This is a genomic window from Pseudonocardia sediminis (assembly GCF_004217185.1).
In the GTDB taxonomy this organism is placed as follows: domain Bacteria; phylum Actinomycetota; class Actinomycetes; order Mycobacteriales; family Pseudonocardiaceae; genus Pseudonocardia; species Pseudonocardia sediminis.
Genome location: NZ_SHKL01000001.1, coordinates 6,158,942 through 6,177,013, shown reverse-complemented (window position 1 = coordinate 6,177,013; position 18,072 = coordinate 6,158,942). Strand labels below are relative to the sequence as shown.

Genomic DNA, 18,072 nt, shown 5'->3' with positions numbered 1-18,072 from the left:
CCGCACGAACAGGGCCGACACCCGGTCCGTATCCCAGGAAGGACGTCCCCATGCCTGCCAGCACCCGGCGCGCCGCCGTCATCGGCGGCAACCGGATCCCGTTCGCCCGCGCGAACGGCGCCTACTCCCGCGCGTCCAACCTCGACATGCTCACCGCCACGCTCGACGGTCTGGTCGCCCGGTTCGGGCTGGCCGGCGAGCGTCTCGGTGAGGTCGTCGCCGGTGCGGTCCTCAAGCACTCGCGCGACTTCAACCTCACCCGCGAGGCCGTCCTGGGCAGCCGTCTGAACCCGGGGACCGCGGCCTACGACATCCAGCAGGCCTGCGGCACCGGCCTGGAGGCCACGATCGCGGTGGCCAACAAGATCGCCCTCGGGCAGATCGAGAGCGGCGTCGCCGGTGGTGTGGACACCGCCTCCGACGCCCCGATCGCGCTCAACGACGACCTGCGCCGCGTCCTGGTCCGGCTCAACGCCGCGAAGACCCCGGTCGACCGGCTCAAGCTCGTCGGGCAGCTGCGCCCGGGGCAGATCGTCCCGGAGATCCCGCAGAACTCCGAGCCGCGCACCGGCCTGTCGATGGGCGAGCACGCCGCCCGCACCGCGCTGGAGTGGGGGATCGGCCGCGCCGAGCAGGACGAGCTCACCGCCGCCAGCCACCAGCACCTCGCCGCCGCCTACGACCGCGGCTTCTTCGACGACCTCGTCACCCCGTACCTGAAGCTGACGCGCGACAACAACCTGCGCCCCGACTCGTCGGTGGAGAAGCTGGGCAAGCTCAAGCCGGTGTTCGGCAAGGGCCCGGACGCGACGATGACGGCGGGCAACTCGACCCCGCTCACCGACGGCTCCGCGCTGGTGCTGCTGGGCTCCGACGAGTGGGCCGCGGAGCACCGCCTGCCCGTGCTGGCGCACGTCGTGGACTCCGAGACGGCGGGAGTCGACTACGTGCACGGCCCGGACGGGCTGCTCACCGCACCGGTCTACGCGGTGCCGCGGCTGCTCGCCCGCAACGGCCTCACGCTGCAGGACTTCGACCTCTACGAGATCCACGAGGCGTTCGCGTCCCAGGTGCTGGCCACCCAGAAGGCGTGGGAGGACCCGCGCTTCGCCAAGGAGCGCCTGGGCCTCGACGCCCCGCTGGGCTCGATCGACCTCACGAAGCTGAACGTGGCCGGCTCCTCGCTGGCCGCCGGGCACCCGTTCGCCGCGACCGGCGGGCGGATCGTCGCCACCCTGGCCAAGCTCCTGCGGGAGCGGGCCGTGGAGGAGAAGAAGGACCAGCGGGGCCTGATCTCGATCTGCGCCGCCGGTGGTCAGGGCGTCGTCGCGATCCTGGAGGCGAAGGCATGAGCGATCTTCTGAGCAACCTCTCGAACACCCCCATCGCCAAGCAGCTCGGCGTCCCGACGGTCCCGCGCCTGCGCCGCTTCGAGCCGGGGCAGCCGCTGCTGTCCGGCCCGGTGCTGGTCACGAGCGTCGGCGACGGCCGGTTCGCCAAGCCGATCTCGGCGCTCGTCGAGGACAACGGGCAGCGCTCCGTCACCGCCGAGAGGAGCGACAACGGGACGAGCATCGACACTGCCGGCGAGGAGAAGCTCAACGGCGTCGTGCTGGACCTGACCGGCGCCACGACGCTGGCCGACCTGGCCACCGCGCAGCAGATCCTCACCCCGGCGGTGAAGAAGCTCGGCCCGTCCGGGCGGGTGCTGCTGCTCGGCGCCGAGCCCGGCGAGGCGTCCGGGGCGGAGGCCGCCGCGGTGGCCCAGTCCCTCGACGGGTTCGTCCGCTCGATCGGCAAGGAACTGCGTTTCGGCGCCACCGCGAACCTGGTGATCGTCGCGGGCGACGCGGCGCCGTCCGCCGTCGACTCGACGGTCCGGTTCTTCCTGTCGTCGCGCTCGGCCTACGTCGACGGGCAGAACGTGCACGTCACGGTGCCGGTCGGGCCGACGCTGGACCCGGCCGGGATGGACGACCCGCACGACCCCGACCTGCCGCTGCGCGGGCGCGTCGCCGTCGTCACCGGGGCGGCACGCGGGATCGGCGCCTCCATCGCCGAGACCCTCGCCCGCGACGGCGCCACGATCGTCGCCGTCGACATCCCCGCCGCCGGCGAGGGCCTCGCAAAGACGGCCAACCGCACCGGCGGCACCGCGCTTCAGCTCGACATCACCGCCGACGACGCAGCGGAGCGCCTGATCGAGCACCTGCGCCAGCGCCACGGCGGGGTCGACCTGGTGGTCCACAACGCCGGCATCACCCGCGACAAGCTGCTGGCCAACATGACCGACGACCGCTGGAACTCCGTCCTCGCGGTCAACCTCGGCGCGCAGCTGACGATCAACGCCGCGCTGCTGGACAGCGATGTTCTCAACGAGTCGGCGCGGATCGTCTGCGTCTCCTCGCAGAGCGGCATCGCCGGCAACCGCGGGCAGACGAACTACGCCGCGTCCAAGGCCGGTGTGATCGGCATGGTCCGTGCGCTGGCCCCGAAGGCCGCCGAGCGCGGCGTGACGATCAACGCGGTCGCGCCCGGGTTCATCGAGACCGAGATGACCGGCAAGATGCCGATCGGCACCCGCGAGGCCGGACGGCGGGTGAACAGCCTCAAGCAGGGCGGTCTCCCGGTCGACGTCGCGGAGACGATCGGCTGGCTCGGCCAGGCCGAGAGCGGCGGCGTCAACGGGCAGGTCGTGCGCGTGTGCGGCCAGTCGATGCTGGGGGCCTGATGACCGCCTCAGTGGATCGGAAGGTCACCGAGCTGGACGGGCCGCCGTCGCTCGGGCCGCTCTACACCCGCGCGGCCGCCGGTGCCGCGCTGCCCGGCGGCGGGGGTCGCGAGCTCCCGGCGCGCGAGATCGTGCGCCGCGGGGTGACCGTCGAGCAGGACCACCTCGCCGACTACGCCCTGGCCTGCGGGTTCGGCATCGGTGGCGCGCTGCCGCTGACCTACCCGCACGTTCTGGCGTTTCCTCTGCAGGTCGTGCTGATGGCCGACCGGTCGTTCCCGCTGCCGCTGCCCGGGCTGGTGCACCTGGCCAACCGGATCACCGCACACCGGGCGGTCACCCCGGCCGACACGCTGGACCTGCGGGTGCACGCGGACCGGTTCGTCACCCATGCCAAGGGGGCGCAGGTCGATCTCGTCGCCGAGGCCCGCGTCGGCGACGAGGTGGTGTGGGAGGGCCGCAGCACCTACCTGTCCCGGGGTGCGAAGGCCTCGGCGGAGAAGGAGCCGGGCACCGACATCGCCGAAGCGCCGACCCCCACCGGGACCGGCACCGCGACGTGGAAGGTCGCCGGGGACACCGGGCGTCGCTACGCCGCGGCCAGCGGTGACGTCAACCCGATCCACCTGCACCCGCTCACCGCCAAAGCGATGGGCTTCCCGCGCGCGATCGCGCACGGTATGTGGACCGCGGCCCGCGCCGTCGCGGCCCTGCAGGGACGGATCCCGGACGCCGCGACCTACGACGTGGTGTTCCGCAAGCCGCTGCTCCTGCCGTCCACGGTAGAACTGGTCACCGAGCAGGACGGTGACGACTGGTCGCTGGCCGTCCGAGCGGCGAAGAAGCCGGAGAAGGTGCACCTGGCCGGGAGGGTCACCCCCGCCTGAACCCACCCGTCCTCAGCGAGCAGCACTCTCGTCGGAACCTTTGCGACGAGAGTGCCGATCGCTGGACGAGGTGGGCGGGTCTTCACCGCCAGGGAGCAGTGACACCGGACGGGCGGTTGGTAGACAATCCTGGCGTGGCGTGGGCAGCGTGGCCCACGTCACCTCAAGGAGGCCCCGTGTCCGGATCGGCCGTGATCGAGGAGCCCACCTTCGGGCTCTGGTACGACTTCCGCAATCCCGACCCGCAGCGTCCGTTCTCGCGCTTCTACGCCGAGGTCCTGGACCAGATCGCCTGGGCGGAGAGCCTCGGGCTGGGATCGGTGTGGCTCACCGAGCACCACTTCTGCGAGGACGGCTACAGCCCGTCGCCGTTCGTGCTGGCCGCCGCGATCGGCCAGCGCACCACGTCGATGCGGATCGGGACGAACCTGATCGTCTCGCCGCTGCACGACCCGATCCGGCTCGCCGAGGACGCCGCCACGCTGTCGCTGCTGACCGGCGGCCGGTTCGACCTGGGCGTCGGGCAGGGCTACTGGGAACGCGAGTTCGCGGCGTTCGGGCAGAAGGTCGTCAACCGGCCGAGCCTGCTGGAGGAGGGCGTCGCGGTGATCCGCCGCGCGTGGTCCGGGTCGCGCGAGCCGATCGAGGGCCGGCGCTACTCGCTGCCCGCGCTGCCGGTCACGCCGGTCCCCGAGCAGCCTCCGCAGCTGCTCGTCGGCGCGATGGCCGACGTCGCGATCGAGCGCGCGGCCCGGATCGCGGACGGCTTCCTCAGCACCCAGAACGCGCACCAGGCGTCCTACCTGGCGGCCTGCGAGAGGGTCGGCCGTCCGCTCGACGAGGCCCGGATCTACGCCGGGCAGTGGGCGGTGATCGCCGAGGACCCGGAACGGACCTGGGCCCGGATCGGCGAGCACGCTCTCTACCAGCTCAACGAGTACATCTCCTGGGGCGCGTTCGGGCCGCCGGACGAGGTCCCGCGCTTCCCGGACGCGCAGTCGATCGTGGATGCCGGTGCGTTCCAGCTGTGGGACGCCGCCACCGCCGTCACCGAGCTGACGGCCCTGCTGCGCGGCTGCCCGCAGATCCGCGACGTGCACTTCTGGGCGCAGCTGCCCGGGGAGAGCGTCGAGTCCGGCTCCGAGCGCGTCGAGTACCTGGCCACGCAGGTGATGCCGCAGGTGCGGGCGGCGCTGACCGGATAGCGTCGCGGCTCCCGACACCCAGGAGACCCGCGATGGCCCAGCTCGAGGTCGACTCCGGCAAGCACGTCTACTACGAGCACTACTCGGGATCCGGACGCGCCGTCGTGCTGGTGCACGGCTGGGCCGTCACCGGGCACTGTTGGGACTCCACGGTGTCGGAGCTGCTCACGGCCGGGCACGAGGTGGTCGTGCTCGACCTCCGGGCGTGCGGGCGCTCGGACAAGGACTTCGCCGACGTGTCGATCGAGGCGCTCGCCGGCGACGTGGTCGCCCTGGTGCGCGAGCTGGAGCTGCGGAGCCCGGTCCTGTCCGGGTGGTCGCTGGGCGGGGCGGTGGTCGTCGCGGCCGCCGCCGAGCTCGGTGCGGAGGTCGCCGGGCTCGTGCTCACCGCCGGCGCCACCCCGCGCTACACCGCCTCCGACGACTGGCCCCACGGCAGCACCGTCGACGACGTCGAGGGCGTCCTGGCCGGGCTGCTCGCCGACCGGGCGGGGGCGTTCCGCGCCGTGGCCGAGGCCGTCTGCGCGGCACCGCAGAGCGAGCCGACGCTCGCCTGGCTGTGGGGTCAGTTCCTGGAGTCCGGCCCGCGGGTGTCGGACACGATGCGCGCGCTCGCGGACGTCGACCAGCGGGGGCTGCTGCCCGGCATCACCTGCCCGGTCCTGCTGCTGGCCGGCGCCGACGACGGGTTCATGTCCTACTCCGGCGTCGCGGCCTCGGCCGACCTCTTCCCGGACGCCCGCCTGGTGCGTTTCGACGGCGTGGGGCACGCCCCGTTCCTGGAGGACCAGGAGGCCTATCTCACGAATCTGCTGTCGTTCCTGAACGGAGTGGACACCTGAACCGGTTCAGGAACCGGAACAGATCCGAAACGCCGTGACTTCCGTTCCCGATATGTTCAGCATTCAGTTCTTGACGAGGACCTGACGGTTCCGGGATCGCATCCCGGGCCGCCCGAGGGTCATGCTGGACGAGGGAAAACGGGACCGGCGCCGGCCGGGCCCGAGGCGAACGCAGGAGGTTCATCGTGCAGACCACCGACACCCGTGCCGAGGCGACCCAGGCCGACCGCGGCGAGGCCTTCGACGTCGACGAGACGCACATCGTGCGCGGCCTCGACTAGGACGTCCGGTCTCCTCGGCCTCCTCGGTCGCGCCCGATTCACCCGGTACGCCCGGACACTCCCGGGCCGACACGCCGGGCTCGCAGATCGCGGGCAACCCGGCCACACCCGAGGCGTCGACTCTTCGGGGGACGGGCCACCGCTCGCGCCCCGAGCGAGGAGTTCGAGGAGTTCCATGAGCGACAACCGCCGCATCCGAGGCCGCCGCCGGGCCACCATCGCCGGTCTGGTCGCGACGGCCGGCGTGGTGCTCGCCGGGACCGCGCTGGCGGGTTCCCCCGCCGCGGAGGCCGCGTACAAGGAGGCGCTCGTCCCGGGCACCCCGTGCACGGTCACCGCGAAGGCGTGCGTGGACCTGGACTCGCAGCGGGCGTGGCTGTTCAGGAACGGCAAGATCCTGCGCGGCCCGGTCCCGGTCGCGACCGGCGGGAACGGTGAGGCGACCCCGATCGGGCACTCGCTGCGCGTCTATCGCAAGGACGCGAACCACAAGAGCCAGGAATCGCGCCTGCCCAACGGTGCGCCCGCCCCGATGCCGCAGTCGGTGTTCTTCGAGGACGGCGGGATCGCCTTCCACAGCGGCAGCCCGAACCGCTCGTCGGGCGGCTGCGTGCACCTGAACCCGGCGGACGCCAAGGCCTGGTTCGACTACCTGCAGATCGGCGACAAGGTCCAGGTCGTCTCGGCCAAGCAGGAGAAGGCCGAGCGGGCGAAGCGGCACTGAGGACGGCACCGGCGGCGGCACTGACGGCGGCACTGACCGGCGGAGGGCGGCCGGGCGCGGCTAGGGTCGGGCGCATGCTGGTCGAGCGCATGCGCCCGTTCACCTCGACGATCTTCACGGAGATCTCGCGCCTGGCCGTCGAGACCGGGGCGATCAACCTCGGGCAGGGCTTCCCGGACACCGACGGCCCGGCGTCGCTGCTGGCCGACGCCGCGCGCAACATCACCGACGCCGGACGCAACCAGTACCCGCCCGGCCCCGGCATGATCGAGCTGCGCGAGGCCGTCGCCGCGCACCGGAAGCGGTTCTACGACCTCGACGTCGACCCGGCGGACGTGCTGGTCACCGTCGGCGCCACCGAGGCGATCGCGTCGACGCTGCTCGGGCTGTGCACGGCCGGGGACGAGGTCGTCACGTTCGAGCCCTACTACGACTCCTACGCCGCCTCGGTCGCGCTGTCCGGCGCGACCCTACGCACGGTGCGGCTCCACCCGGGTTCGTTCCGCATGCGCTCCTCTCACGACGCCCCGGACTTCGCCTTCGACCCCGACGAGCTGCGCGCGGCGTTCTCGTCGCGGACGAAGGTCGTGCTCGTCAACACACCGCACAACCCGACCGGGGCGGTGTTCTCGCGGGAGCAGCTCACGCTGATCGGGGAGCTCGCCGCCGAGTTCGACGCCGTCGTGGTGACCGACGAGGTCTACGAGCACATGACGTTCGACGGCACCCCGCACGTCCCGATGGCCACGCTGCCCGGGATGGCCGAGCGCACGCTGACGATCTCCTCGGCCGGCAAGACGTTCTCGGTGACGGGCTGGAAGGTCGGCTGGGTGCACGGCCCGCCGGAGCTGGTCGGCGCGGCGCGGACGGTCAAGCAGTTCCTGACGTTCCACGGCGGCGCCCCGCTGCAGCCGGCCGTCGCCAACGCGCTGGCCCTCGACGACGCGTTCTACGCCGGCGTCATCAGCGACCTGAGCCGCAAGCGCGACCTGCTCTCCGACGGCCTGCGTGCCGCCGGGTTCGACGTGTTCGCCACCCACGGCACGTACTTCGTGGTGGTCGACGCCCGCCCGCTCGGCTTCGATGACGGCTTCGACCTGGCCTACAGGCTGCCCGAGCTGTGCGGGGTGGCGGCGGTGCCGGTGTCGGTGTTCGCCGGCACGCCGGAGGGCGCGGAGGCGATGCGCCCGCTGGTGCGGTTCGCGTTCTGCAAGCGCGACGAGGTGCTCACCGAGGCCGTCGAGCGCCTGTCGGGGCTGCGCGGCAAGGCCTGAGCGCGGAGGCCGGACTGTCCGATCCGTTCACGACGGACCGTGCCGCGGCGACCAGGATGGACCGCATGAGCCGCCACATCAGCACCGTGATCGGCACCGATCCGGCCGCCGTCTACGCGTTCGCCTCCGACCCGGAGAACCTGCCCCGCTGGGCCGCGGGCCTGAGCGGGAGCGTCGAGTACGTCGACGGGCGGTGGCGGGCCGAGTCGCCGATGGGCACGGTCACCGTCACGTTCGCCCCGGCCAACGAGTGGGGCGTGCTCGACCACGACGTCGAGCTGCCCTCGGGCGAGGTGACGCACAACCCGCTGCGCGTGACGGCCCACCCGGACGGCGCCGAGATCGTGTTCAGCCTGCGCCGGGCCGACGGCGTCGCCGACACCGAGTTCGAACGCGACGCCGCGACGGTCACGGCCGACCTGGCACGGCTCAAACAGCTGCTCGAGGCCTGAGCCCGGGTGCCGAACGGCACCACACCGTCGTCGCCACATGATCATCAAGCACTGACGTGCCGCTCGGCGTCCGGGGCGCCGCTGCGGGCGGCCCGGATCATCGTGCGGCGCAGCAGCAGGATCAGCCCGGCCCAGACGACGAACGACTGGACCTGCAGCAGCGGCATCGCCACGGCCACGGGCAGCGTCGCCGCCGCGAGCAGCCGCACGCCGACCTCGATCGCCATCACCGCGGCACCGACGGCCGTCGCCCGGCGCAACGCCGTCCGGTACGCCGGGTTGACCGACCACTGGTGGTCCATCAGCGCGCGCAGGCCCGGACGGTAGGTCTCGCCCGTCGCGCGGATCAGGTGGAACAGCAGCGGGCGCCCGCCGACGAGCAACGACCCGGCCAGGACCAGGGCGAACACCGCACCGGGCAGCGCGTCGCGGGCGACGGCGAAGCGCGGGTCACCGCTGAGCAGCGACGTGCCGATACCGACCGCGATCGAGCCGAGGACGACCATGCCGACCCCGTTCAGCCGCCGCGCCCGCACCGCCGTCACGACGACGCTCAGCACCGCGGGCAGGGCCGACCACGCCAGCGCCGCCACGTCGGACATCCCGGCCCGGCTCAGCAGCAGGTAGACGAGGTACGGCAGCGCGACGTCGACCAGCAACGTCGGTGCCATCGCGCGCACCACCGCCATCGGCGACGGACGCGCCGGCCCGGACGGGGGCGCGTCGGCCCCGGTGACCCGGGTCCCGGCGGACGCAAGATCGGTGGTGTGGATCTCGGTGGACGTGCTCATCGCGACGGCTCCTCGTGCGTTCGATGACGACGAGATCGAGCCTGCTCTCCGGCGACGCCGGAAGGATCAACCCGCGGGCCGATCCCGGGTGGAGACCGGGCCGTCCGGTCTCCACCCGGCCCGGGGTCTACGCGGGGACCGCCACCCCCATCTTGTGCAGCTCCGGCACCACTTTCTCGCCGAAGAGCTTCAGGCTCGCCTCGACCTTGTCGAACGGCAGCCCGGCGAACGACGGCGCGATGTTCGGCTGGTGGTCGCCGAGCACCTCGATGCGGTGGCGGTACTTCTCCACGATCTGCTCCGGGGTGCCCCAGATCTGGGTGTCGGCGTAGCCGGCCCCGGCCGCCTCCATCCCCGCCTCGCGGATCATGTCGGCCCCGGCCTGGTAGGCCTCGTAACCCGGGGTCTCGCGCCAGTGCTTCCCGGCGAAGTCGTAGTGCTTGATCACCGAGAGGAAGTAGCGGCCCAGGTACTCCCGCGCCACCCGCTCGGCCTCCCCGGCGTCCTCGTGGCAGTAGACGAAGTCCTGGGTCAGCACGGGGCCGGGTTCGCGGGAGTGCGTCTCCCGGTAGATGTCGCGGTAGCGGTTGATCGCCTCCGCGTGCTGCTCGGCGGGGTACTGCATGAACGTCATCATCCGGGCGCCGACCTTCGCCACGGCCGGGACCGAGTCCGGCGACATCGCGACGCCGTAGACCCGGTCCGCCCAGCCGAACTCGCGGTCCGGCCCGGGCCGGATGTCGACCCGGGACTGCCGGTAGATCGGCCCGTCGCCCTGGACGTAGCCGTTGCGCAGACCCTCCATGATCAGCGGAGCGGCCTCGTCGAAGCGCTGGCGCGAGGTCCCCATGTCGACGCCGAAGCCCTCGTACTCCATCTTCGCCAGGCCCCGGCCCATCCCGAACAGGACGCGGCCCTGCGAGAGGTGGTCGAGCATCGTGACCTTCTCCACGACCCGCACCGGGTCGTTCCACGGCAGGATCACCGCGCCGGTCCCCAGCTTGATCGTGCTGGTCCGCCCGGCCAGGTACGACATCAGCTGCAGGTTGTCGGGGCACATCGAGTAGTCGTCGAAGTGGTGCTCGGCGGCCCAGACCGAGTCGAAGCCGTACCGCTCGGCGAGCACCCCCAGCTCGGTCTCGCGGGTGAACATCTCCCCGTCGGTCATGTTCTCGTGCCAGTTCTGGAACACCAGCAGTACGCCGACCTGCATGAACGTGCCTCCTCGTCGAGGACTCGCGGACTGTCGAACGACCGTTAGACAGGTGACGTTAGTGACGCCGATCACGGTGGGTCAATCGCCACATGCGGTGCCGTGTGCCCGAGAGGACCTCACTCATTCGGCCTAGGATCTCCGGACATGTCGGTAGAAGACGGCCAGCTCCCCGGCCGTTCGGTCCTCGGGTGGCGGGTGCGGCTGCTCCTCGGCCTCGTCGTCGTGCTGGCGAACGTGGGCGGCGCGATCGTGGTGCTGGTCCTGGCCGCGTTCGTACTGCCCCGCGAGGGCGTCCCGGACCAGGTCTCCGCGCGGATCTTCAACCTCGGCGTCCTGGGGATCTTCCTGCTGGTCGCCGTCCCGCTGGGCCTCTACTGGGGACGACGGCGGTTCACGGTCGGGCGGCGGTCGAAGGACCCGGACCGCAGCGCCCGGATGATCGTGCTGCACGGCCCGGCCCGGATCGTGCAGATGCTGGCCCTGCTGTGGCTGGCCGCGGTGCTGCTGTTCGGCGGGCTCAACCTGCAGTACTCCGGGCGCCTCGCGTTCTCGGTGACGGCGACGACCGCGATCGGCGGCATCACCACCTGCGCGCTGTGCTACCTGCTCGTCGAGCGGATCCTGCGCCGGTCCGCGGCCCGCGTGCTGTCCGGGTCCCCGCCGAAGCGGCGCCGCTTCGTCACCGGGGTGATGCTGCGCTCGGTCGGGTTCTGGGCGCTCGGCACGGCCGTCCCGATGATCGGCCTCATGCTGTCCGGCCTGGTCGCGCTGATCTACGGCGACTCCTCGCCCACCCAGCTCGCCGTCACGATCCTGGCCATCGGCGGCACCGCCCTCCTGGTCGGGCTGCTGACGACGATCGGGGCCGCGCGCGCGATGTCGGACCCGATCGTCGCGGTGCGGCGGGCGCTGGCCCGGGTGCAGGACGGTGATCTCGACGTCCGGGTACCGGTCTACGACAACACCGAGCTCGGCCAGCTGCAGGCCGGTTTCAACACGATGGTCGACGGCCTGCGCGAGCGCGAGCGGATCCGCGACCTGTTCGGACGCCACGTCGGCCGGGAGGTGGCCGAGGCCGCCGCGGCGCGGTCGGACGAGATCCGGCTCGGCGGCGAGGTGCGCGAGGTCGCGGTGCTGTTCGTCGACCTCACCGGGTCCACCACGATGGCCGCCCGCCGCCCGCCGGAGGAGGTCGTCGGCGTCCTGAACCGGTTCTTCGGAGTCGTCGTCGAGTGCGTGGAGCACGCCGGCGGGTGGATCAACAAGTTCGAGGGCGACGCCGCGCTGGCCGTCTTCGGTGCCCCGATGGACCTGCCCGACGCGCCGGCCGCGGCGCTGTCCGCGGCCCGCCGGATGGCCGAGCGTCTGGCCGCGGAGATGCCGGAGATCTCGGCCGGGATCGGCGTCTCGGCCGGGGACGCCGTCGCCGGCAACGTCGGTGACCTGCGGCGGTTCGAGTACACCGTGATCGGTGACCCGGTGAACGAGGCCGCCCGGCTGACCGACCTGGCCAAGTCCGTCCCGAGCGGGGTGGTCGCCTCGCAGCGGGCCGTCGACGCGGCCGGGAGCGCCGAGGCCCGGCACTGGGAGCCCGGGGAGTCGGTCACCCTGCGCGGCCGCGACGACCCGACCGGCACCGCGTCCCCGGTGCTCGCGTCCTCCGCCGCAGCGCGCCCCGACCGGGACGACGCGGCCGAACAGGCGGTCGCGGATCGCGGCTGACCGGGTCCCGGTCGACCGGCCCCGCTCCCGGCGGGACGTGCCCACCGACCGACGGGCCGTGAGCGTCACGTTCTGGCGACGTGTTCCGCAACAACGTGACGCTCACTTGCGCGCTTCGACACCGGACCGCTGGGCGTCACGTTGTGGCGACGTGTTCCGCAACAACGTGACGCTCACTTGCGCGCTTCGACACCGGACCGCTGGGCGTCACGTTGTGGCGATCGCATCCGCCATCTCGTGACGCTCACCGTGAGCCCCTGCGGCGGACCCGGCGTATGCCACCACGCTGCGGGCCCCCGAACGGTCGTGAGCGGACATCGTCGTTCCGGCGACGATTTCCGCTCACGGGTCGGTTCGGTCGGTCCCCCACGGGAGCGGCGGCGGTGGGGTGGTTACCCCAGCCCGAGCTCGGCGTCGGTGACGAACGACCCGTGGAACCCCGACGGCACGCCGCGGGGCAGGTCGACGGCGGCGACGGGAGCGCCGCCGACGTCGGTGGCGTCGAGCACGAGCAGCTGCGACGCGCTGCCGTCGCGACGGGTGGTGATCGTGAGCAGCCAGCCGTCGTCCTCGGCGCGGTCCGGTGCCGCGGACGGCACGAACACCGCCTCCCCGCCGACGGTGTCGGTGCCCAGCTCGTGGGCGGTGTAGCGGCCGGCGTCCTCGTCGAACTTCACGATCCCGGCCGAGCCGCCGTCCTCGGCGACGGCGTAGCGGTAGCGGGCGCGGCGGCCGACCAGCTCGTCGTCCAGGGTCGGGAACTCCACGGCGCGGTCGTCGAGCGCGGTCTCGGCCGTCGTGCCAGTGGCCGGGTCCAGGACCCAGCGGTGCAGCCGGGCCTTCCCGGTGCCGGCGGCCTGCGAGGCCGGGTCGGCGCCCAGGTCGTCCCACATCGCGACGGTGGCCTCGCGGGAGTAGCGGGCGCCGTCGAGGACCACCCGACCGTGCTCGTCGGTCCACGCGTTGCCCACGTGGAAGACGTAACCCGGCTCGACGTCGAACCACTGCACGGTGCCCGGGGTGTCCAGCGGCATGACGCCGATCCGGGCGCCGTAGGTGTCGTCCCAGCCGTAGGGGATGCCGCGGTCGAGGCGGGAGAGCTGGAACGTCATCGGCAGGTCGAGGAACACCGCTTGCCGGTCAGTGATCGCGAAGTCGTGCATCATCGACGGCCCCGCGACGGGCACCTCGGCGCTGATCACGAGCTCGCCGGAGGCCGAGAGCCGGTGGTAGGTCAGGAACGGCGGCATCGGCGAGTAGCCGAAGAAGTGCAGCTCCCCGGTGACCGGGTCGGTCTTGGGGTGTGCGGTCATCGCGGTGGTGAGACGGCCGTCGAAGTCGTCGCTGCCGACCGTGTCCAGGTCGGGCGTGACCACGTAGGGGAAGCTGCTCTCGACCAGCGTCATGATCTTCCCGGCGTGCGCGAGGACGTGGGTGTTGGCGACGCCGACGCGACGGTCGAACGTCCCGGTCTCGCTGATCATCTGCTCGCCGTCCAGGGCCCGGGTGCGCACCCAGCGGTTGCGGTACCACTCGGCCCGGCCGTCGTGGAGCCGGATGCCGTGCACCATCCCGTGCCCGGTGAACCAGTGCGACGTCGGCTCGCCGGGGCGCGGGTTCGGTCCGTTGCGCAGGTAGCGGCCGGTCAGCTCGGGCGGGAGCGTGCCGTGCACCGTCAGGTCGCGGGCCTCGATCTCGTCCGGGACGGGTGCCAGGTGGCCGGTGAGGGTGACGGCGTGGTCCGTGGTGGTCATCGAGCGCTCCCGGGGGTCGTGGGTGGGCTCGACCAGAGTCCCCCGGGGACCACCACGTGTCAATATTTACATGTCGAAGTGATCAGCTCGGTCCACTCAGTACCGGTCGCGCAGTCCGGCCAGGACGTCGTCGAGCTCCCGGCCCTGCGCCGCCGCCGCGTCCGCGCGGCGCACCGCCCGGAAGGCGCCGAGCAGCTCCTCGCCGAGAACCTCGCCGATCCGCGGGGTCGCGGCCAGCGCGGCCTCCTGCTCCTCCGGGGTACTCGGCAGGGCGACGACGCCACGGGCCGCACGCTCCCCGTCGTCCCAGGTCCCGGGGTCGGATGCGAACGCCGGCGGCGGGGTCAGGCCCTCGGTGACGCCGGCCGCGCCGCAGGCCAGCACGACCGCCAGCGCCAGGTACGGGTTCGCCGACGCGTCGGACGCCTTGAGCTCGAGGTTCGCACGGTCCTCGCCCAGGAACGTGGTGCCGGGCACGTAGCGCAGCGGCGCCTCCCGGTTCTCCACACCCCAGAACGCGTACGCGCCGGCGAAGAACCCGGGCCGCAGGCGGGCCAGCGACCCGAGGCTCGGTGCGGTGATCGCCGCGACGGCCGGCCGGCGGGCGCGATGATCACCCCGGCGGTCCGGGGCCGGAGGGGCTGGGGCACCCTGGCGGGGTGGGACTGCCATGGGTGTGGGGTGCGCGACCGGACGAGGTCGACGCGCACTTCCCGTGCGGTGACCACGTCCCGGGCCCGGCCCGTCGGATGGTGCGCGCGGTGAACGTCTCGGCCCCGCCGGAGACGGTGTTCCGCTGGCTGTGCCAGCTGCGCGTCGCCCCGTACAGCTACGACCTGGTGGACAATCTCGGACGTCGCAGCCCGCGCACGCTCACCCCGGGCTTGGACCGTCTCGCGACCGGGCAGCGGTTCCTGCACATGTTCCGGATCAGCGGGTACGTGCCGGACCGGGAGATCACCGCGGCCGCCGACAACCCGATCTTCGGGCCGAGCGCCATGACCTACCGGGTCCTGGACGCCGGGCCGGGTCGCAGCCGTCTGGTCGCGCGCCTCGACGTGGCCGCGGACAACCGCGCCCGCCGGATCGCCGCCGTCGCCATCGCGTGGGGTGACCTGGTGATGATCCGGCGCCAGCTGCGGACCCTCGCCTCGCTCGCCGAACGCTGAGGCTCGAAACCGGACACCGAGTCGGGCATGATCCCGCCATGCCCGACGATGTGTTCTCGCCCTTCACCCCGGAGACGGACGCCGCGATCGCCCGCGCCCGCCAGCACTCGCTCGGCGACCTGCTGCACCGCACGGCTCGCCGCTACCCGGACAAGCTCGCCATCGTCGCCGGCGACCGGCGCGTCACGTTCGCCGAGTTCGACGCCGCCGTGAACCGGTGCGCGCACTCCCTGTCCGGACAGGGCGTGGCCCAGGGTGAGCGGCTGGCGCTGCTGTCGCACAACAGCTGGCAGTTCGCCGTCCTGATGTTCGCGACGGCGCGCCTGGGCGTGGTGCTGGTACCGGTGAACTTCATGCTCGGCGCGGAGGAGATCGCGTTCATCCTGGAGCACTCCGGGTCGACGGCGATGGTCACCGAGGACGCGCTCGCCGGCACCGCGCAGAAGGCGCTGGAGATCGCCGGGGTCGAGGCCCCGGTCCGCGGCTGGATCTCGCTGGCCGGGACGCCGGTGGCGGACGGCTGGACCGACGTCGACACGTGGATCGACGGGGACGGGGATCCCGGGGCCCCTGACGTCGTCGTCGGCGACGACGACCCGCTGCGACTGATGTACACCTCGGGCACCGAGTCCCGGCCCAAGGGCGTGATGCTGCCGTCGCGCTCGCTGATCGCGCAGTACGTGTCGTGCATCGTCGACGGCGGCATGGAGCGCGACGACGTCGAGATCCACTCGCTGCCGATGTACCACTGCGCGCAGATGGACTGCTTCTTCTCCGTCGACGTCTACCTGGGTGCGACCAGCATCATCCTGCCCGGACCGGACCCGGCGACGCTGCTGGCGACGATCGAGCGGGAGAAGGCCACGAAGCTGTTCTGCCCGCCGACGGTGTGGATCTCGCTGCTGCGCCACCCCGACTTCGACTCGACCGACCTGTCCAGCCTGCGCAAGGGCTACTACGGCGCGGCCGCGATGCCGGTCGAGATCCTGCAGGAGCTCTCCCGCCGCCTGCCCGACGTGGCGTTCTGGAACTTCTACGGCCAGACCGAGCTGTCCCCGCTGGCCACGATCCTGCGTCCGCACGAGCAGCTCGACTACGCCGGGTCGGCCGGGCGGGCGTCGCTGAACTGCGAGACCCGCGTCGTCGACGACGAGGGCGTGCCGGTCCCCGCCGGGGAGGTCGGCGAGATCGTGCACCGCAGCCCGCACGCCACAATGGGCTACTTCGGCGACGAGGAGAAGACCGCGGCCGCGTTCGCCGGCGGCTGGTTCCACTCCGGCGACCTGGGGGTCATGACGGAGGAGGGCTACCTCTCGGTCGTCGACCGCAAGAAGGACATGATCAAGACCGGCGGCGAGAACGTGGCCAGCCGGGAGGTCGAGGAGTCGCTCTACCTGCTCGAGGGCGTCGCCGAGGTCGCCGTGTTCGGGATCAGCCACCCGCACTGGATCGAGGCCGTGACGGCGGTGGTCGTGCCGCGCGAGGGCGCCACGCTGACCGTCGACGCGGTGAACGCGCACGCCAAGGAACGCCTGGCCGGCTACAAGCGGCCGAAGTACGTGGTGTTCGCCGACTCCCTGCCGAAGAACCCCAGCGGCAAGATCCTCAAGCGCGAGCTGCGGACCGAGCACGCCGACCTCGCCACCCGGGAGTGACCCGGCCGCTCCTTCCGACGGCGGCGGTCGCGCTGTTCTGGGTCCTCACCCTGACCGCGGGCGCACTCGTGCCGGGCTACTCGATCCGGCAGGACTACGTGTCCAGCCTGGCCGGGCGCGGGTCGTCGGTGGCCCTGCTCGGGATCGCCGCGATCACGGTGCTCGGGCTCGCGCACCTGTCCGCGGCGTGGGTCCTGCGGGGCGGGCTCGCCGCCCCGCTGGTCCTGGCCGGGCTCGCGGGGCTGACGATCGCGGCGTTCCGGGTCGGGTGCCCGCTCGGTGCGGCCGGGTGCTCGTTCACGCCGGGGAACCGGATCGGGGACGCGTCCTCGGCGGTCCACGGGTACGCGGTGGCGGCCTACGAGGTGGCGCTCGTCGTCGCGATGCTGGTGACGGCGGTTTCACGTCGGTCTGCTGATAAAGTGTTCGCGCGGGTCAGCGTCGTGGCGGCGCCGGTCTCGGTGGTGTTCCTGCTGAGCACCGGTGGCGACGCGAACGGGCTCTGGCAGCGCGCGTGGCTGGTGGTGAACACGGCCTGGCTGGTCGCGCTCGTGTGGCGGACGCGGTCCCGGATCAGGTCGTGAAGGCGGCCAGCTCCACCCCGGCGCGGGCCAGGCCGTCGCGGACCGCGGTCGCCATGGCCACCGCGCCGGGGGAGTCGCCGTGCACGCAGGCCGACTCGGCCCGCACCGCGACGTCCGTCCCGTCGACGGCCCGGACGACGCCGTCGGTGACCATCCGGACCAGGCGCTCGGTCGCCTCGGCGGCGTCGTCGAGCAGGGCACCGGGCTCGCGGCGCGGGACCAGCGCGCCCTCGGGGGTGTACCCGCGGTCGACGAAGAACTCCGGCACCGCACGCAGCCCGGCCGACTCCGCCGCCCGCAGCAGCTCCGATCCGGGCAGGCCCAGGACCGGCAGCGACGGGTCGTAGGAACGCACCGCCTCGACGACGGCCCGGGCCTGCCCGGTGTGCGTGCGCGTGGCGTTGTAGAGCGCGCCGTGCGGCTTGACGTAACGGACCCGGGTCCCGGCGACCCGGCACATCGCCTCCAGCGCGCCCAGCTGGTAGAGCACGTCGTCGGTCAGGGCCGACGGCTCGACGTCGACGAACCGGCGCCCGAACCCGCGCAGGTCCGGGTACGACACCTGCGCCCCGACGGCGACGCCCCCGCGTGCGGCGTGCGCGGTCGCCCACCGCAGGGTCGAGGGGTCGCCGGCGTGGAACCCGCACGCCACGTTCGCCGACGTGACGAGCCCGAGCATCGCCTCGTCGTCGCCGAGGACCCACTGCCCGAAGGACTCGCCGAGATCGGCGTTCAGATCGAGGACGGCCATGGGGACACCTTCCCAGCCCGGGGCGCCGGTGCCA

At 72.7% G+C, this 18,072-nt stretch carries 17 protein-coding genes; 12 read left to right on the top strand and 5 right to left on the bottom strand.

Translation table 11 applies throughout. The features are described from left to right. Window positions 1-50 precede the first annotated feature (50 nt). The 8 genes from EV383_RS28895 (at window position 51) to EV383_RS28860 (ending at window position 8,396) form a co-directional block, all read left to right on the top strand. On the top strand, window positions 51-1,352 hold the full coding sequence (locus tag EV383_RS28895) for an acetyl-CoA C-acetyltransferase (protein WP_130293052.1): 1,302 nt from the start codon (window positions 51-53) through the stop codon (window positions 1,350-1,352). Beyond that, window positions 1,349-2,731: a 3-oxoacyl-ACP reductase gene (locus EV383_RS28890; protein WP_130293049.1), complete on the top strand. Its 1,383-nt coding sequence runs from the start codon at window positions 1,349-1,351 to the stop codon at window positions 2,729-2,731. Before EV383_RS28895 ends, EV383_RS28890 begins: the two co-directional genes overlap by 4 nt. After that, a complete protein-coding gene (locus EV383_RS28885; protein WP_130293046.1) occupies window positions 2,731-3,618 on the top strand; it encodes a MaoC family dehydratase in 888 nt (295 codons plus the stop codon). The genes EV383_RS28890 and EV383_RS28885 overlap by 1 nt, the downstream gene beginning before the upstream one ends. 176 nt (window positions 3,619-3,794) lie before the next feature. Further along, the gene (locus tag EV383_RS28880; protein ID WP_242623357.1) at window positions 3,795-4,823 is read left to right on the top strand and encodes an LLM class flavin-dependent oxidoreductase; all 1,029 of its coding nucleotides are present in this window, start codon (window positions 3,795-3,797) and stop codon (window positions 4,821-4,823) included. Window positions 4,824-4,855: 32 nt separating this feature from the next. Next, on the top strand, window positions 4,856-5,665 hold the full coding sequence (locus tag EV383_RS28875; protein WP_130293043.1) for an alpha/beta fold hydrolase: 810 nt from the start codon (window positions 4,856-4,858) through the stop codon (window positions 5,663-5,665). Window positions 5,666-6,121: 456 nt separating this feature from the next. Continuing rightward, window positions 6,122-6,670: a L,D-transpeptidase gene (locus tag EV383_RS28870; RefSeq protein ID WP_207223688.1), complete on the top strand. Its 549-nt coding sequence runs from the start codon at window positions 6,122-6,124 to the stop codon at window positions 6,668-6,670. A 74-nt stretch (window positions 6,671-6,744) separates the two neighbouring features. After that, complete coding sequence (locus EV383_RS28865) at window positions 6,745-7,944, top strand: pyridoxal phosphate-dependent aminotransferase (protein WP_130293040.1); 1,200 nt, start codon at window positions 6,745-6,747, stop codon at window positions 7,942-7,944. A gap of 65 nt (window positions 7,945-8,009) precedes the next feature. Continuing rightward, window positions 8,010-8,396 (top strand): SRPBCC family protein, encoded by a 387-nt coding sequence (locus EV383_RS28860; RefSeq protein WP_207223687.1) that lies wholly within the window; start codon window positions 8,010-8,012, stop codon window positions 8,394-8,396. Between the two features lie 44 nt (window positions 8,397-8,440). On the opposite strand, the gene EV383_RS28855 is transcribed toward EV383_RS28860, so the two are convergent. Both EV383_RS28855 and EV383_RS28850 read right to left on the bottom strand, forming a co-directional pair. Then, the gene (locus EV383_RS28855) at window positions 8,441-9,187 is read right to left on the bottom strand and encodes a VC0807 family protein (RefSeq protein WP_130293034.1); all 747 of its coding nucleotides are present in this window, start codon (window positions 9,185-9,187) and stop codon (window positions 8,441-8,443) included. Window positions 9,188-9,314: 127 nt separating this feature from the next. Then, entirely contained in the window at window positions 9,315-10,400 is a 1,086-nt protein-coding gene (locus tag EV383_RS28850) for an LLM class flavin-dependent oxidoreductase (protein WP_130293032.1), read from the bottom strand. 147 nt (window positions 10,401-10,547) lie between these two features. Between EV383_RS28850 and EV383_RS28845 the strand changes: the two genes are divergently transcribed. Beyond that, window positions 10,548-12,125 carry an adenylate/guanylate cyclase domain-containing protein gene (locus EV383_RS28845; RefSeq protein WP_130293030.1) on the top strand — a complete coding sequence of 526 codons (1,578 nt, stop codon included), beginning with the start codon at window positions 10,548-10,550 and terminating at the stop codon, window positions 12,123-12,125. Between the two features lie 392 nt (window positions 12,126-12,517). On the opposite strand, the gene EV383_RS28840 is transcribed toward EV383_RS28845, so the two are convergent. Together EV383_RS28840 and EV383_RS28835 are read right to left on the bottom strand one after the other, a co-directional pair. Further along, window positions 12,518-13,879 carry a carotenoid oxygenase family protein gene (locus EV383_RS28840; protein ID WP_130293028.1) on the bottom strand — a complete coding sequence of 454 codons (1,362 nt, stop codon included), beginning with the start codon at window positions 13,877-13,879 and terminating at the stop codon, window positions 12,518-12,520. A 96-nt stretch (window positions 13,880-13,975) separates the two neighbouring features. Then, window positions 13,976-14,551 carry a type I glutamate--ammonia ligase gene (locus EV383_RS28835; RefSeq protein WP_130293026.1) on the bottom strand — a complete coding sequence of 192 codons (576 nt, stop codon included), beginning with the start codon at window positions 14,549-14,551 and terminating at the stop codon, window positions 13,976-13,978. On the opposite strand from EV383_RS28835, the gene EV383_RS28830 reads away from it, so the two are divergent. The 3 genes from EV383_RS28830 to EV383_RS28820 are packed head-to-tail and all read left to right on the top strand — an operon-like array spanning window position 14,539 to window position 17,287. Then, entirely contained in the window at window positions 14,539-15,048 is a 510-nt protein-coding gene (locus EV383_RS28830; RefSeq protein WP_130293024.1) for a hypothetical protein, read from the top strand. The two genes, EV383_RS28835 and EV383_RS28830, sit on opposite strands and share 13 nt — an antisense overlap. A 38-nt stretch (window positions 15,049-15,086) precedes the next feature. Next, on the top strand, window positions 15,087-16,703 hold the full coding sequence (locus tag EV383_RS28825) for an acyl-CoA synthetase (protein ID WP_207223686.1): 1,617 nt from the start codon (window positions 15,087-15,089) through the stop codon (window positions 16,701-16,703). Continuing rightward, complete coding sequence (locus EV383_RS28820; protein WP_130293022.1) at window positions 16,700-17,287, top strand: DUF998 domain-containing protein; 588 nt, start codon at window positions 16,700-16,702, stop codon at window positions 17,285-17,287. The genes EV383_RS28825 and EV383_RS28820 overlap by 4 nt, the downstream gene beginning before the upstream one ends. On the opposite strand, the gene EV383_RS28815 is transcribed toward EV383_RS28820, so the two are convergent. Continuing rightward, window positions 17,277-18,038 (bottom strand): LamB/YcsF family protein, encoded by a 762-nt coding sequence (locus EV383_RS28815; RefSeq protein WP_130293020.1) that lies wholly within the window; start codon window positions 18,036-18,038, stop codon window positions 17,277-17,279. The two genes, EV383_RS28820 and EV383_RS28815, sit on opposite strands and share 11 nt — an antisense overlap. Between the last annotated feature and the right edge of the window lie 34 nt (window positions 18,039-18,072).

Excerpts from the sequence above, each read along its gene's own strand:
- EV383_RS28860 (WP_207223687.1), top strand. The coding sequence starts at position 8,010 with ATGAGCCGCCACATCAGCACCGTGATCGGCACCGATCCGGCCGCCGTC.
- EV383_RS28825 (WP_207223686.1), top strand. The coding sequence starts at position 15,087 with ATGCCCGACGATGTGTTCTCGCCCTTCACCCCGGAGACGGACGCCGCG.
- EV383_RS28840 (WP_130293028.1), bottom strand. The coding sequence starts at position 13,879 with ATGACCACCACGGACCACGCCGTCACCCTCACCGGCCACCTGGCACCC.
- EV383_RS28875 (WP_130293043.1), top strand. The coding sequence starts at position 4,856 with ATGGCCCAGCTCGAGGTCGACTCCGGCAAGCACGTCTACTACGAGCAC.
- EV383_RS28855 (WP_130293034.1), bottom strand. The coding sequence starts at position 9,187 with ATGAGCACGTCCACCGAGATCCACACCACCGATCTTGCGTCCGCCGGG.
- EV383_RS28815 (WP_130293020.1), bottom strand. The coding sequence starts at position 18,038 with ATGGCCGTCCTCGATCTGAACGCCGATCTCGGCGAGTCCTTCGGGCAG.
- EV383_RS28850 (WP_130293032.1), bottom strand. The coding sequence starts at position 10,400 with ATGCAGGTCGGCGTACTGCTGGTGTTCCAGAACTGGCACGAGAACATG.
- EV383_RS28885 (WP_130293046.1), top strand. The coding sequence starts at position 2,731 with ATGACCGCCTCAGTGGATCGGAAGGTCACCGAGCTGGACGGGCCGCCG.
- EV383_RS28895 (WP_130293052.1), top strand. The coding sequence starts at position 51 with ATGCCTGCCAGCACCCGGCGCGCCGCCGTCATCGGCGGCAACCGGATC.
- EV383_RS28865 (WP_130293040.1), top strand. The coding sequence starts at position 6,745 with ATGCTGGTCGAGCGCATGCGCCCGTTCACCTCGACGATCTTCACGGAG.
- EV383_RS28870 (WP_207223688.1), top strand. The coding sequence starts at position 6,122 with ATGAGCGACAACCGCCGCATCCGAGGCCGCCGCCGGGCCACCATCGCC.
- EV383_RS28835 (WP_130293026.1), bottom strand. The coding sequence starts at position 14,551 with ATGGCAGTCCCACCCCGCCAGGGTGCCCCAGCCCCTCCGGCCCCGGAC.
- EV383_RS28845 (WP_130293030.1), top strand. The coding sequence starts at position 10,548 with ATGTCGGTAGAAGACGGCCAGCTCCCCGGCCGTTCGGTCCTCGGGTGG.
- EV383_RS28890 (WP_130293049.1), top strand. The coding sequence starts at position 1,349 with ATGAGCGATCTTCTGAGCAACCTCTCGAACACCCCCATCGCCAAGCAG.